This window comes from Pseudomonas canadensis, from assembly GCF_000503215.1.
Classification (GTDB): Bacteria; Pseudomonadota; Gammaproteobacteria; order Pseudomonadales; family Pseudomonadaceae; genus Aquipseudomonas; species Aquipseudomonas canadensis.
In genome coordinates, this window is record NZ_AYTD01000011.1 from 370,534 (window position 1) to 384,710 (window position 14,177).

General features: G+C 60.2%; 16 protein-coding genes and 1 tRNA gene. 9 read left to right on the plus strand and 8 right to left on the minus strand.

Going from position 1 to position 14,177, the window contains the following annotated elements; genetic code table 11:
• The first annotated feature begins 39 nt into the window (after positions 1-39).
• Together U367_RS0106790 and U367_RS0106795 are read left to right on the plus strand one after the other, a co-directional pair.
• Positions 40-1,611, plus strand: a complete 1,572-nt coding sequence (locus U367_RS0106790; RefSeq protein WP_028616263.1) for an aldehyde dehydrogenase (NADP(+)) — start codon at positions 40-42, stop codon at positions 1,609-1,611.
• 3 nt (positions 1,612-1,614) lie between these two features.
• On the plus strand, positions 1,615-2,853 hold the full coding sequence (locus tag U367_RS0106795) for an NAD(P)/FAD-dependent oxidoreductase (RefSeq protein ID WP_028616264.1): 1,239 nt from the start codon (positions 1,615-1,617) through the stop codon (positions 2,851-2,853).
• A gap of 180 nt (positions 2,854-3,033) precedes the next feature.
• Here U367_RS0106795 and U367_RS0106800 read toward each other — a convergent pair whose 3' ends face one another.
• The 4 genes from U367_RS0106800 to U367_RS0106820 form a co-directional block, all read right to left on the minus strand.
• On the minus strand, positions 3,034-4,041 hold the full coding sequence (locus U367_RS0106800; protein WP_073860000.1) for a GlxA family transcriptional regulator: 1,008 nt from the start codon (positions 4,039-4,041) through the stop codon (positions 3,034-3,036).
• 319 nt (positions 4,042-4,360) lie between these two features.
• Positions 4,361-4,969 carry a LysE family translocator gene (locus U367_RS0106810; RefSeq protein WP_028616266.1) on the minus strand — a complete coding sequence of 203 codons (609 nt, stop codon included), beginning with the start codon at positions 4,967-4,969 and terminating at the stop codon, positions 4,361-4,363.
• 268 nt (positions 4,970-5,237) lie between these two features.
• Positions 5,238-5,399, minus strand: coding sequence for a hypothetical protein (locus tag U367_RS1000000132035; protein ID WP_162834921.1), 162 nt, complete (start codon positions 5,397-5,399; stop codon positions 5,238-5,240).
• A gap of 123 nt (positions 5,400-5,522) precedes the next feature.
• A complete protein-coding gene (locus U367_RS0106820; RefSeq protein ID WP_028616267.1) occupies positions 5,523-5,987 on the minus strand; it encodes a hypothetical protein in 465 nt (154 codons plus the stop codon).
• A gap of 209 nt (positions 5,988-6,196) precedes the next feature.
• Here U367_RS0106820 and gcvA point away from each other — a divergent pair, with 209 nt between their 5' ends.
• From gcvA to U367_RS0106850, 6 genes are all read left to right on the plus strand, one after another.
• Complete coding sequence (gene gcvA, locus U367_RS0106825; RefSeq protein WP_028616268.1) at positions 6,197-7,102, plus strand: transcriptional regulator GcvA; 906 nt, start codon at positions 6,197-6,199, stop codon at positions 7,100-7,102.
• A gap of 75 nt (positions 7,103-7,177) precedes the next feature.
• On the plus strand, positions 7,178-8,005 hold the full coding sequence (locus U367_RS0106830) for a DMT family transporter (protein WP_028616269.1): 828 nt from the start codon (positions 7,178-7,180) through the stop codon (positions 8,003-8,005).
• A 29-nt stretch (positions 8,006-8,034) separates the two neighbouring features.
• Positions 8,035-8,796 (plus strand): SDR family oxidoreductase, encoded by a 762-nt coding sequence (locus tag U367_RS0106835; RefSeq protein ID WP_028616270.1) that lies wholly within the window; start codon positions 8,035-8,037, stop codon positions 8,794-8,796.
• A gap of 100 nt (positions 8,797-8,896) precedes the next feature.
• Entirely contained in the window at positions 8,897-9,439 is a 543-nt protein-coding gene (locus U367_RS1000000130455; protein ID WP_050587844.1) for a hypothetical protein, read from the plus strand.
• A 52-nt stretch (positions 9,440-9,491) separates the two neighbouring features.
• Positions 9,492-10,022 carry a GNAT family N-acetyltransferase gene (locus U367_RS0106845; protein ID WP_028616271.1) on the plus strand — a complete coding sequence of 177 codons (531 nt, stop codon included), beginning with the start codon at positions 9,492-9,494 and terminating at the stop codon, positions 10,020-10,022.
• On the plus strand, positions 10,023-10,277 hold the full coding sequence (locus U367_RS0106850) for a hypothetical protein (RefSeq protein WP_028616272.1): 255 nt from the start codon (positions 10,023-10,025) through the stop codon (positions 10,275-10,277).
• A 38-nt stretch (positions 10,278-10,315) separates the two neighbouring features.
• On the opposite strand, the gene U367_RS0106855 is transcribed toward U367_RS0106850, so the two are convergent.
• The 3 genes from U367_RS0106855 to pvdQ all read right to left on the minus strand — a co-directional run bounded on the left by U367_RS0106855 (position 10,316) and on the right by pvdQ (position 13,293).
• Positions 10,316-10,513, minus strand: coding sequence for a hypothetical protein (locus U367_RS0106855; RefSeq protein ID WP_028616273.1), 198 nt, complete (start codon positions 10,511-10,513; stop codon positions 10,316-10,318).
• Positions 10,514-10,721: 208 nt separating this feature from the next.
• Positions 10,722-10,795: transfer RNA gene (locus tag U367_RS0106860), tRNA-Cys, on the minus strand.
• Between the two features lie 212 nt (positions 10,796-11,007).
• Complete coding sequence (gene pvdQ, locus U367_RS0106865) at positions 11,008-13,293, minus strand: bifunctional acylase PvdQ (RefSeq protein ID WP_028616274.1); 2,286 nt, start codon at positions 13,291-13,293, stop codon at positions 11,008-11,010.
• A gap of 237 nt (positions 13,294-13,530) precedes the next feature.
• Between pvdQ and U367_RS0106870 the strand changes: the two genes are divergently transcribed.
• Positions 13,531-13,911, plus strand: coding sequence for a hypothetical protein (locus U367_RS0106870; protein ID WP_028616275.1), 381 nt, complete (start codon positions 13,531-13,533; stop codon positions 13,909-13,911).
• 6 nt (positions 13,912-13,917) lie between these two features.
• Here U367_RS0106870 and U367_RS0106875 read toward each other — a convergent pair whose 3' ends face one another.
• Positions 13,918-14,106: a hypothetical protein gene (locus tag U367_RS0106875; protein WP_010210250.1), complete on the minus strand. Its 189-nt coding sequence runs from the start codon at positions 14,104-14,106 to the stop codon at positions 13,918-13,920.
• Positions 14,107-14,177 lie beyond the last annotated feature (71 nt).

Sequence of the window (14,177 nt, forward strand, 5' to 3'; positions counted from 1 at the left end):
TCTCGCAGCGGCCAACCTCTTTTCTACCAGGACGATCCCATGACTCTGACGGGCAAAATGCTGATCGGTCAGCACGCCACTACCGGCAATCGCGAGGCGATCCGGGCGGTCAATCCCGCGACCGACACCCCCATGGAACCGGCCTATCCGGGCGGCAACGGCGAACAAGTGGCCAAGGCGTGCGCTCTGGCGTGGGCCGCGTTTGATGGGTACCGCGAAACCTCGCTGGAGGTTCGAGCCACATTCCTTGAGACCATCGCCGCGCAAATCGAAGCCCTGGGTGATGAGCTGATCGAACGTGCCGTCGCCGAAACCGGCCTGCCCCACGCGCGCATTCAAGGCGAGCGCGGGCGTACTTGCGGCCAACTGCGCACCTTCGCCCGCACCGTACGCGCCGGGGAATGGCTGGATGTGCGGGTGGACCCCGCACAGCCGCAACGCCAGCCGCTGCCTCGCCCAGACCTGCGCCATCGCCATATCGCGCTGGGCCCGGTGGCCGTGTTTGGTGCGAGCAACTTCCCCCTGGCGTTTTCCGTGGCGGGTGGCGATACCGCCTCCGCGCTAGCCGCCGGTTGCCCGGTGGTGGTCAAGGCCCATGGCGCGCATCCAGGCACCAGTGAACTGGTGGGCCGGGCGGTGGCGCAAGCCGTTCAGGCCTGTGGTTTGCCCGAGGGCGTGTTTTCGTTGCTGTACGGTTCAGGTCGCGAGGTGGGGATTGCGTTGGTCACCGATCCGCGCATCAAGGCAGTTGGCTTTACCGGCTCGCGCAGCGGTGGCGTGGCGTTGACACAGGCGGCGCAGGCACGGGCCGAGCCAATTCCGGTGTATGCGGAAATGAGCTCAATCAACCCGGTGTACCTGTTTGCGGCGGCACTGGCCGCCCGGGGTGAAGCATTGGCCCAGGGCTTCGTGGCTTCATTGACCCAGGGTGCCGGGCAGTTCTGCACCAACCCAGGGTTGGTGATCGGGGTGCAAGGGCCGGCCCTGGATCGCTTCATCCGCACCACCAGTGAGTTGCTGCCGAGTTGCGCGGCGCAGACCATGCTCACACCCGGTATCGCCAGTGCCTACGATTCCGGCGTGGGCGCATTGACCGAACACGCCAAGGTTGTCGCACAGGGTTTGCCGGCGACGGGCCCGAACCAGGGCCAGGCCCATGTGTTTGTGACCCAGGCGCAAGCGTTCCTGGCCAATCAACACCTGCAGGCCGAAGTCTTCGGCGCGGCGTCGCTGATAGTCGTCTGCGCCAACAATGAAGAAGTGCGCCAGGTGTCCGAACACCTGGAAGGCCAACTGACCGCCACCCTGCATCTGGACGAAGACGATCTGCCAAGCGCCAAAGCCCTGCTGCCGGTTCTGGAGCGCAAGGCCGGTCGCCTGCTGGTCAACGGCTGGCCGACGGGTGTGGAAGTCTGCGATGCCATGGTTCACGGCGGGCCCTTTCCCGCCACATCCGATTCGCGCAGCACGTCGGTGGGCACGGCGGCGATCCAACGGTTTTTGCGCCCCGTATGTTATCAAGACTTCCCCGATGCACTGTTGCCTGCCGCGCTCCAGCACGGCAACCCTTTGCTGCTGCGGCGCTTGCTCGATGGCCAGAGGGAGGCGTAGGCCATGTCCGATCCGGATATCATCGTGGTCGGCGCCGGCATCATCGGCGTCGCCTGTGCCCTGCAACTGGCTCGTCAGGGGCGCCAAGTGCTGGTGGTCGACCCGCAGGAACCGGGTATGGGCGCGTCGTACGGCAACGCCGGGCACCTGGCGACCGAGCAAGTGTTTCCCATCGCCGACCTATCGATCCTCAAGCGCTTGCCCGGCATGCTGCTGGACCCCATGGGCCCACTGCGCCTGGACTGGAAATACCTGCCGCACGCCCTGCCCTGGTTCGTGCGTTTGCTGCTGAACCTGCGTCCGGCGAACTATCAACGCACGGTCGCGGGTATCCGCGCGCTCAATGAAGGCAGCCTGGGCGCCTGGCAGCGCTTGCTGCACAGCATTGGGCGCGCGGAGTTGCTGCGTGAGGATGGCTCGCTGCTGGTGTTTGAACGGGCGGATTCACGGGAAGCCCTCAATGCCTTGCAGCAGCGCATGCAACAGCAGCAGGTGCCGGTGGCGTTCTGGTCCGGCGATGCCATACGCGGGGCTGTACCGCAGTTGAGCGACAACATTCAGGGCGGGCTGTTTTTTCCCGGCACCGGGCACTTTCTTGATCCTTACCACGTGGTCTGCGAACTGGTGCGGGCAGCCAGAGCCAGCGGCGTGCAGTTTCTTAAACGCCAGGTGCTGGATGGCCGCGTCGACGCACAGGGCATCTCACTCTCCACTGACCAGGAACCGCTGAGCGCGCGTCAGGTCCTGATCGCCTGCGGCGCCCATTCGGCCAAACTGACCGCCGCCCTGACCGGCAAAAAAGTCCCGCTGGACACCGAGCGCGGCTACCACCTGATGCTGCCCAATGAACACCACCGTCTGCCGTTTGCGGTCACCTCCCTGGAGCGTAAATTCATCATGACGCCCATGACCGACGGCTTGCGCCTGGCCGGCACGGTGGAATTCGCCGGCCTTGATCGGCCTGCGAATATGGAGCGTGCCTGGCAACTGCATCGGTTGAGCAAGGGGTTGTTTCGCGAGGACTTGAGTGCAGAAGGTGCAACGCCGTGGATGGGGTTTCGGCCGTCATTGCCAGACTCGCTGCCAGTGATTGACCGGGTGTGTGACGGGAAGGTGCTGCTTGCGTTTGGGCATCAGCATTTAGGGCTGACACAGGCGGCGGTGACGGCGGAGTGGGTTGGTGAGTTAGCGCGTGGGGGGCAAGCGCCATCATTGGCACCCTATCGCCTGGACCGATTCTGAGCTCTCTGTAGTGAGCAGGCTTGCCCTGCGCTGGGCTGCGAAGCAGCCCTAAACCCAGACGGCCGATTTCCGACTGAAGAACTGCGGTGCCTGCAGTGGGGCCGCTTCGCGGCCCAGCGCAGGGCAAGCCTACTCACCACAGGTAGATGCATGCTCCCCAGTTGATGAGTCAGCCACACCTCACTTGACCAACCGCTTCTCCTTCGAGGGGCGATATCCGAAATACGAGCTATAGCACTTGCTGAAATGACTCGGCGAAACAAACCCACACGCCACCAGCACCTCCACCTGTGACAACTCGGTGTGCTGCAACAGCCGCCGCGCTTCCGTCACGCGCAGTTCCATATAGTAGCGCTGCGGCGTGGTACCCAGTTGTTCCTTGAACAAGCGTTCCAACTGGCGCCGAGAGCGGCCGGCGTAGACGGCCAACTGGTCCAGCTCCAGGGGTTCTTCGAGGTTGGCGTCCATCAGCTTCACCACTTCACGCAGGGGCGCGCTGACGCTGACATTTTCGGTGGGCTTGATGCGCCGGTAGCGGGATTCTTCGAAGGCCAGGATGTCTTCGATGCCCTCGACCAGGGCCTTGTCATGCAGGCCCTTGATCCAGTCCAGCGCCATGTGGAAGGCTCCAGACGGGCTCGAGGCGGTAAGGCGGTCGCGATCGATCACGTAGGGTTCGCTGGTGACGTGGGTGGCCTTGGACACTTCTGCCAGTGCCGGGCGATGTTCCGGGTGGATGGCGCAGCGATAGCCTTGTAACAGTCCGGCACGGCCAAGGAACCAAGCACCGTTCCACAGGCCGGCGAGGCTGATGCCCTGTTCGGCGGCAGCGCGCAGCAAATGAATGAAGTCTTCGCCGGCCTTGAGTTCCGTGCGAAAGCCGCCGCAGATCACCAGCAGTTCCAGGTCTTGCAGCGCCACCACGTCCAGGCGTGCATCCGGGCGGATCACCAGACCAAGGTCGCTGATGACTTCACCCTCATCACAGCCGAACGTACGCGAGGCAAACAGGTCGGGACGCAGCAGGTTGGCGGTAACGAACGTGTCGAGGGTCTGGGTGAAGGCCGGCAGGGAGAAGTGTTCGAGCAACAGGAAGCCGACGCGGGTGACCGACGCCGGCTGCGAGGTTTCGTTGAGGTAGCGCAGGTTCTTGCCTTTCATGCCACCGCTGAATTGACGTCTTTCCATCGAGGGTTGGCCCACTCTTATTGTTGATGCACTGGGCTCCATCTTAGGGGCAAATGCGTTGGCTGTCTCAGGCACTGAGCCTGAAAAAACCTTAACCCTTCAAAGCCCCCGGCAGAACAGCCGCAAGCGCATCTGATACCGTTTTTTCTTTGCCATCTGCATCTGTATCGAAACGCCTCCTGGGCGGACAATAGCGCCATCCCCACCCCCTTCCCTTCGGAGGCCTTATGACCAAGATGGCACTTTTCCTGTTCGGCTTTTTGGTACTCACCATCGGCATCGGCCTGCTGGCAACCATCTCACCCGTCTGAAGCGGCCCTCAGCTGACAACCAGCATCGGGTACAGTGACAGCACCAGCAACGCCGCCATCGACCAATTGAACACCCGCAACCAGCGCGGCTCACGCAACACATTGCGCAAGCCGCTGCCACACACGACCCACACGCAGACGCTGGGCAGGTTGACCACGGCGAACACCAGTGCAATCACCAGCACATTAGTGACGTAGCCTTCAGCCGGCGTATAGGTGGTGATTGCTCCCAACGCCATTATCCAGGCCTTGGGGTTCACCCATTGGAACGCCGCCGCGCCAAGGAAGGTCATGGGCTTGCCCTGTTCATCAGGGCTGTCGGACATGCCGCCCGCCGTCGCAATCTTCCACGCCAGGTACAGCAGGTAGGCTGCGCCCACGTAGCGCAGCACGGTATACGCCCACGGAAACACCTTGAACACCTCGCCCAACCCCAGGCCTACCGAAATCACCAGCAGCATGAAACCAATGCTGATCCCCAGCGCGTGAGGCATCGAGCGGCGAAACCCGAAGTTCACGCCCGACGCAAGCAACATAGTGTTATTGGGCCCCGGGGTGATCGAAGACACAAAGGCAAACAGCACAAAAGCAGACAACAGGCTGGTAGACATGAACATAACGCGGCATCCAAGCGGAGGGGTATGCCAGCGACAGTAGAGGGTTATGGACTGCCCTGCCCCGTACAGCCACGTCACGATTGAGGCATACACTTTTTTGCCAAAGCTTTCACAAACCTTTCACAGATAGAGGAATAGGGTGAATCCAGCTCCTAATGAACATCCTTTTAGCCCGCGCGCCCCACGCGGGCTTTTCTTTGCCTGGGGTTTATCAGAGGCAAAAAAAGAGGCAAGCCCTTCATCAAGGCTTGCCTCCTATCTCTACCCGTCAGCGCGGGCCGCCACCACCGCCAGGGCCGCCGCCTTGCCCGTGCCCTCCACCGTGACCACCACCACCGCCGCCACCCGGCGGCATGAACATCCAGCAGCCCGACAAGGTCGACAACAGCGCGACAACCACTGCCGCCTTGGTTAGATAACTCAACTTCATGACCACACTCTCTTACTTGACGAGATTAACTTCTCGCCGGATATGACAGTGCCAACTCAAATGCGTCACGGCTATCGTGTAACCTGTTGGTAGGGTTTGTAAGCCCGGCGGTACAAGCTGCCGTCAGTTCTGCGGCCGTTGTTTGGTCGAGTCCAGCTCGGCTTTTTTGGCAGTGCTGATTTCGGTGATTTGCGCCGACTTGGCGATCGCAAAATCGAATGTATCCTGCATCTTGGCAATGGCATCGGTGGCGGTGCCTTTCAGCCCACCGTTGGCCGCCCAATCGAAGTTCCACACGCCCGACAGGTTATCGGCACCGGCCACGTCGTGGGTTTCGATGGCGGTGAACACGTCAGGGTGACGCTCCATGTACTTGGCAGCATCGGACACCTCGGCAGGCACTTTGCCCGAGGCATTGTTGGCCAACTGGGTCAGCTCCTGCTTGGTGATGGCCGACTTGCCGGTCTGGCGCATATAGTCGGCAATCACTTTGCTGGACTTGGCAATGTTCAACTTGTCATCGAACGCCGAAGGTGACGCTTTAGGCGTGTTTGCCCCGCTGCCGGCGGGCGTTACGGTAGTAGACATCGGCGCTGCTCCCCTGAAGGTATGAATGAAATCGTCGTGCTGACGATAGCCTGGCGCCGACGTTAGCATGGGCAATGGGCCATTAACCTGTGCTTCACAACAATTCACAACGCCAGGCTGTCCGGCTTCAATGAGCGCACACCATTCGGCTGGCATGAGCCTACACTCATGGAAAAACTGATTACAACAAGGCTCGCCGGGACCCACCAATGAGAGATCTCCCCCCCACTGCCACGCTTCGCGCGTTCGAAGTCGCGACCCGACATGCGACGTTCACTTCAGCCTCAGAAGAATTGCATGTGACCCAGAGCGCCGTCAGCCACCAACTCAAGCACCTTGAAGACCTCTGGGGGTTACAACTCTTCCAACGCGGCAAGTCTTTGCGGCTGACCCCAGCCGGTGCGGCACTGGCGCCTATCGTGCGCGAGTTTTTCATGAACCTGGAAGCCACATTGACGGACCTTAGAGAACAAAAAGGCAGGGTTCGGCTCAAGGTCAGCACCACCTATTCTTTCGCACTGAAATGGTTGCTGCCCCGGTTGCCAGGTCTGTCGCAGCAGCACCCGGAAATTCTAATCACGCTGGAAACCAGTGACAAAGCGATCAACTTTTCCAGCGCGGATTCAGATGTCGCGATCCGCCTGGGCAACGGTCATTACCCCGCCTTGCATTCGGAGTTCATGCTCAGGGAGCAAATTTTCCCGGTGGCCAGCCCTGACCTGCTTAACCGTTTTGGCACCCCGAACGAGCCCGCCGAATTGTTGCGTTACCCGCTACTTACGCGTGACGGCGCAGACCTGGTGCCCAAGTGGGAAGCCTGGTTCGAGCACGTCGGCGTGGGCGTTTCGACACTCAAGGAAAGCGTCAGGTTTGCTGACACCAACATGACCATAGAAGCCGCCTTGCTGGGCCAGGGCATCGCCTTGGCCCGTAGCGGCCATGTCGAGGCCGAAATCAACGACGGCAGCCTCATGAGGCTGTTCAATGTGCCGTTCGCCTCACCGGTCGCCTATTTCTTTGTCTGTCCCAAAGGGCTCGAAACACAGCCTCACATCATCAGCTTTCGTAACTGGCTGCTGGCGGAGTCGACTCAGGCCCAGCAACACTATCGTTGACAGTATGAGGAATGGCTCATGCCAGGATGAAGGGACTTCGCTGTTGTCCAGCCGCCAGTTTGCTTAACATGGCGCATGCCCTTTCCTATCGTATTACTCGTCCTCTTCGCCGCCCTCTTGCACGCCAGCTGGAACGCGCTGCTGCGTGTCGGCACCGACAGGCTCTGGTCGATGACCGTGATGTGCCTGTCGGTCGCCCTCGTCAGCATGGGCTTTGCGCTGTACCTCCCAGCGCCTGCCGCTGCCAGTTGGCCTTACGCCGCGCTCTCGGGTGTCTTGCACGTCGGTTATAACCTGTTCCTGGTGCGCAGCTACAAGGTGGGTGATCTGGGGCAAACCTACCCGATCGCCCGCGGCTCCTCGCCCATTTTGATCACATTGTTCGCCATGGTGTTTGCTGGCGAAACCCTCAGCACCAGCGCCCTGTTCGGCATTGCACTGGTGTCGAGCGGCATTATTTCATTGGCTTTCAGGCAGCGCAGGCTCGCGGTCCCCAGCTTGCCTTACGCCTTGGGCACGGGTTTTTTCATCGCAGCCTACAGCGTCACCGATGGCATAGGCGCGCGACTTTCAGGTGCGCCGCTGGCCTATACCGCCTGGATGTGCGCCCTCTGGGGCGTACTGATGCCGCTGGTTTATATCGGTCTGCGCGGCGCACGCAGCCTGCTTGCCCCGCGCCCGGGGCTCATCACCGCCTTGATGGGTGGACTGGTCTCCCTGCTGGCCTACGGCATTGTTATCTACGCCATGTCTGAATCGCCGATGGGATCGGTTTCGGCCTTGCGCGAGACCAGCGTACTGTTTGCGGCGTTGATCGGTTATTTCTTCCTGGGCGAGACACTGACTGTCCGCAAAGTCCTGGCGTGCGCAGTGATTGCCACCGGCACGATGCTAATTGGCTAAATTCACCTCCCTCATAAAAGGTTCAAGACATGGCTACCGGCCCTTCAGCTCCCCTGATTCTGATCACCGGCGGTAGCCGGGGTGTAGGCGCGGCAACGGCGCGGCTCGCCGCAGCGCAAGGCTATGACGTCGTCATCAGCTACATCAACAATGAGGCCGCCGCACTCGGCGTGGTGGCTGACGTGCAAGCGCTCGGACGACGCGCCTTGGCCATACGCGCCGACAGTGCCGACCCGGAACAGGTCGCGCATCTGTTCCGAGCCATCGACGAGACGTTCGGCCGCATCGACGTTCTGGTCAACAACGCCGCAATCATCGCGCTTCAATCGCGCTTTGAAGACCTCGACTTTGCCCGCATGCAACGCATCTTCGCAATCAATGCCATCGGCCCGATGCTCTGCGCGCAGCAAGCCGTGAAGCGCATGTCTTTTCGACACAGCGGCAACGGCGGCAGCGTGATCAACGTCTCCTCGGGCGCCGCGCGGTTGGGCAGCCCCAACGAGTACGTCGACTACGCAGCGTCGAAGGGAGCACTGGAAACCTTCACCATCGGGCTATCCAAGGAAGTCGCGCGCGACGGCATCCGCGTCAACTGCGTTCGCCCAGGGCATATCTACACCGAAATGCACGCCAGCGGCGGAGAACCGGGTCGCGTGGATCGCGTCAAGGAAAGCATCCCGATGGGCCGGGGCGGCGAGCCCGAAGAAGTGGCGCGGGCCATACTGTGGCTGGCAGGTAAAGAGGCGTCGTTTGTTACCGGGACCTTTCTGGATGTGACTGGGGGCAAGTGAGACATTTGCACACGCTTGACTGGGAACACACACTGCGTCATCGAGCATCCAACCAGAACAAATACTGATAACGGTTCCATTGAAAAAAACGGGAAAACTCATGGGGATTAACGTCACGATGCTAAAGGGCATTTGCTTCCTGACGATGGGTGCCATTGCCCTCGATGCGCTTGCGGGGACGTCGGAACAGAACTATCTGTGCAAGACGCAAGAAACACTGCTGTTCGGCTGCGACTCCGGGCCGAAAATGATCTCGGTTTGCGCATCACACGATTTCTCAGCGACAACCGGCTATGTGCAATACCGATTTGGTACGCCCGGCAAAATCGAGTTGAGCTACCCCGAAAAACCGAGCCCACCGAAGGGTCACTTCTGGCTCAGTTCCACGGCCTACTCCGGTGGAGGCGAAGCTCATCTGCGCTTTACCAATCATGGGGTAACCTACGCCGTTTTCGACCGTATGGTGCGCACTAATTTTACACCCGGAGAACCCAACGACCCCGAGATGAGCGAGGGAGTGGTCGTGCGTCCGCAGGGAAAAAAAGCCACACGGCGGCTTTGTACCTATTCCGAAGGCGGGATTCGCGAGCAAGCTTATACAACCATCGAACGTGAAGATTTCGACGATAGCCTCGTTCCTTAAGCGCGAATGTCGCATGATCACCGCCTGGCAACCGACTGACACGAGAACCACCATGCTCCGTATCTATCCAGCGACCCCAGCCGATCTTGAAGCCTTGCGCGAAGTCGGCTGCACCACCTATCGAGAACACTTTGCACACATCTGGTCGCCTGCCGGATTGCAGGCGTTCCTTGATCGGGACTTTTCCCACGACGCCTTACGCCAATCACTCGAAACATCCGACAGCCCTCTATGGCTGCTCGCTTCAGATGACAACGCGCAAGTCGTAGGCCTGGCAAAGGTCAACTGGTCGGCGCCGGCGCCCATAACAGGCGAAGCTGGCGCAGAACTGCGCAAGATCTACTTTCTCAAATCCGCCGCCGGGCGCGGGTATGGCAAGCGATTTATGCAGTTCATTTGCGACCAGGCGGTAGAGCGTGGTGAGCGCTCGCTGTGGCTGACGGTGCTCAAGTCCAATCCCGATGCACGACGGTTTTATGAGGCGTTTGGGTTCAAGTGGATCGGAGAAATTCCGTTCAAGACGGACCTGGCTGAAATCGGGATGGATGTGATGGGGCTTGAACTGCAGCGGCAGGATGGATAAATGGATGAGTTGATACAAGGCCTCGACGGGCCCAGGACGGCGCAGCAGGAACTGTTCTACGACCTGGAAGATGCGTCGGCGGTGATTGGGTGGTCGGTGGTTGAGCTGAGCGCTTTGGCGGCCAGCGGCAAGACGCCGGATGAGGCAGTGGCATTGATGAAGATTTGCGCGCTGCTGGCGGCGCAGCAGGAGAAATTGCGGGCGTATGCAGGTGAAGTCAAAGACCAGAGGATCGTCAGGTCTCAGGTCCTATAAGCCCGACGCAGCGGTCGGGCTCATTGAATTACAAATGTTCAGTTGTCGGGATGCTCGCTCGCCACTGAATCAGCGGCGTCTACATCCGACATGTCCTCTTCAAGAGGCGCGTCATCGTCCGGTGGCAACGGAACACCCTCCTCATCGCGCTTCGGATCGTGCCCTGTCTCATTGTCGGTGCCGCGGGTTACATCCTGCTGAGAAATATTCCCAGGGGCATTTTCATTGATTTCCATGCTGGCTCTCCGTTCTTACGCTCGGGATATCGGCGCTTAAACATGGGATCAGGTAGTGGTCTGCGAGTGCGATGTACTTGACGAACGGCAGAAAGCCTTGCGCAATGGCAAGGCGTTTCAGAGTCAATTCCTAACGCACCAGACTTCCAAAACGTTTTCGAAGCCAATAAAAAACCCCGTAGACGCTAATCTACGGGGTTTCTAAGAGTGGAGGCCGAGGTCGGAATCGAACCGGCGTAGGCGGATTTGCAATCCGCTGCATAACCATTTTGCTACTCGGCCTCAAACGATCAATGTCCTGACTGCTGACACTCACCGGATAAAAACTTGAGTGGGCTGTAAAACCCTGCCTCTACTCTAACTCATTGAATACATTGAAGTTTTTAATGCTTCATTGCGTTCGATGGGCGCCATTATGTACGTATTTGCCAAAGCGTGCAACCCCTTGATTTCAAAAATATTTCGTATTGGCATCAAGGGGTTGCGTACCTGCCCTACTCCTTGATGCGCAGCTGTTGATAGTGCGGGTCGGCCTTGATTTGCGCTTCGGTGAAGGGCAACGGGCTGAGCTTTTTCTGGGAGAAGGCTTGGGTCTGGTCCTTGGCGTGTTTTGACGCCGGATTGCTGGACTCGGAGAACGCGAGTACGCCTTGGGCGTTGGGCCCCTCGTCGTCAAAGGTGACGATTTGCAGGTAGCTGGTGCCGCTGACCACTTCGCGCTTGCCGTCGGCGCGGGGCACGGTTTGCATGGCGTTGTAGATCCCCAGTTCTTGCGGGCCGCCGTGGATCGGGGTTTGGCCGGAGACTTGGAGGTCGCCCCAGGTGCTTTCGGCGGTGAGGCCGAGTTTAGCGACGTCGGCGGTGGACGCCAGCATGGCTTCGCGCAGGGCTTTGGCGACATCGGTGCGCTCGATAGCCAGGCCACGTGGCGTGGTGAGGGGTTGCGCCGGGTCGAAGGCGACGCGCCAGGCATCGGGAATTTGCTGCAGGTGTTGCACCAGGTTGATGAAGTGCACCAGGCCGATGCCGCTGTCGAGGTTGGCGTGTTGGTCCCAGTTTTTCAGGTGGGTGCACAGGGGTTGCAGCGCAGTGGCGTCGGCGCCGAGGTGTTTGGCGCAGAATGCGAGCAGGTCGGGCATGACTTGGCTCGCCAGGTACACCTCGTTGTCCATCACCATGTTTTGCAGGTCGGTGACGCTGATCGGTTTGTCCAGGGATTGCAGGCGTTGCAAGGCAAAACGCGCGCGTGGGCCAAGGCCGATGTGGTCCTGGCTGATCACCGGGGAGAAGCCGGTGAGCGGCGCCTTGGGGTTGGCTAGCCAGGCCGAGTCGTTGGAGTGCTGGACGTAGTCGGTGCGTTGCAGTTGCGGCAGTTGGTCGGCCGCGAAGATGCCGGCCTGGGCTGCGCGTGGGTCAACGTCCCAGGCGCAGGCGCTGTGGGCGCCGTCGAGCATGATCATCTGCAGGCCGGCACGGGGGTCGCTGCATTGTGCGAGTTTGGCCGCGCTGACGTTGGGCACCACCGACTGGTTCATGTACAGGCTCTGGCCCTGGTCATCGGCGGCCAGAGTGTTGACCCACGGGATACCTTGCAGGGTGCGCACCGAGGTTTTCAGTTGGTCGAGACTGCCCGCGCGGTTCATCGCGTACCACTGTTGCAGCACGCGGTCGTTGCCCAGGTTGGCGTCACGCAGGCTGAAAGCGTAATGGCTGTCCCAGTCGAGCTTGCCCGGCCATTGCACCACCGGGCCGAATTGCGAGCTATAGACGGTGTGCGACTGGCCCTTGAGGCTGCCATCGGCTTGCTTGACCTGCACCGTCACCGTGGTTTTATCCAGGGCCACGGATTTGCCATCGAGCAGATAGCGCGTGGAATCCTTCGGGTCCAGGGTCAGGCGATACAGGGTGAAGTGCTTGGACGTGTCCACGGTGTGGGTCCACGCCACATGCTGGTTGAAGCCGATATTGATCACCGGCAGGCCCGGCAACGCAGCGCCCATCACATCCAGCTGACCGGGGATGGTCAGGTGCATTTCATAGAAGCGCATGCCGCCCACCCACGGGAAGTGCGGGTTGGCCAGCAGCATGCCGCGCCCGTTGAACGAACGATCGCGGCCCACCGCTACGGCGTTGCTGCCACGATCGAAGGCGAAGCGCTGCTGATTGGCGGCGGCCAATTCAAAGGCTTTCGAGTCGGTCGATACACTGGCTGTGGCTTGGGGCGGCGTCGCACCGACCAGGGCTTCAGCGAATTGGCCGACACCGCCTTCCACCAATAACCTACGGGTCAGCTTGACCAAGTCTTCAGCCACCAAGGGCCGCACCCACGCCGCCTGGCACTGCGCCGGAGCGCCCTGCTCTTTCAGGTAGCGGTTGTAGCCGGCCACGTAACCTTCGATACGCTGTTGGATCTGCGGGCTTTGCGCTTTCCAGAACGCGGCGACCGACTCCGGCGTATTGAGCCACGTGAAAAACACATCACTGGCCAGGTTGTTGCGCTCTTCCAGGGTCGCCTGCTCGGGGCCGAAGAACTTGGCGCGCTCGCCATTCACCGTGACCACTTCATTGGCCAGCAGGCACAGGTTGTCCTGGGCGTAGGCGTAGCCGATGCCGAAGCCCAGGCCACGCTCATCGTTGGCGCGAATGTGCGGCACGCCATAACTGGTACGCCGGATATCCGCCGAGGCTTGCGTCACTTGTTCCCGCGCCGAGACGGCCAGGCTCAACCCCAGCAACACGCCCGCCACACATACCCTGGACAACCCATTGGAAATAATCACGCAAACTCCACCGTCAGATTTAACCGCCTCACAAGGGGTAATGACCCCACCGTAAGAACGCAAATCACCAGGAATAATTTAGCGCGACAGCGCGTTTATTTAAGGCCGCGCAGATGTGACAAAACCGATACTGACAAAATTTCTACATCCGGGACTTCATGATTTCGCTCGCTCGTTCGTCTTATCAACTAAGAGCGCTCATTTTTTCCTGATCAGGCTCTGATAAGGAGTTTTTGCATGTACAACCCGCAAGTGCCCACGGATGGACATTCACCGGCTGCCGAGGCCAGTTTCGGCAACGGCGCACAAGCGTTCGGCAAAACGCCCGAACAACAAGGCAACCAGCGTATCCGCCACCTGCTCAAGTGTTTTGGCTTGCGCACCAGCCTGATCCGGCTGAAGGTCATCGACGCCTTGCTCACCGCCGCCGACAACAGGCGCACCCTCGGGGTACGCGGTGTGCACAGTCATCTGCTGGAGCTGGGCATCCCGTTGTCGTTTCTCAGCGTGCGCGAGGTGCTCAAGCGCCTGTGCAGCGAGGGCGTGATCACCCTCAATGCGGATAAAAGCTACAGCCTCCATGAAGAGGCTGCCAAGGTGCTCGAAGGCCGAGCCTGATCGCCCTTATAGCTTGACCTTGCGGCGCATGATGCCGTTGATCACCACCACGACCACTGCGACGGCAATGGCGATGGTCTGGAATGTCTTCTCACTGATAACCCCGGTGTTCTGCAAATAGGACAGGCCAAACATCGTCGCCAGTACGGCCAGGGCAATCAGAATCGAATATTTCAAACGCTGCTTTTGTGTCATGACGGGTTCCTGAACCTTGAAAATGAAGCGTCGAACCTGTCCTACGCGCAAGGGCGAACAGGTCCGACAGG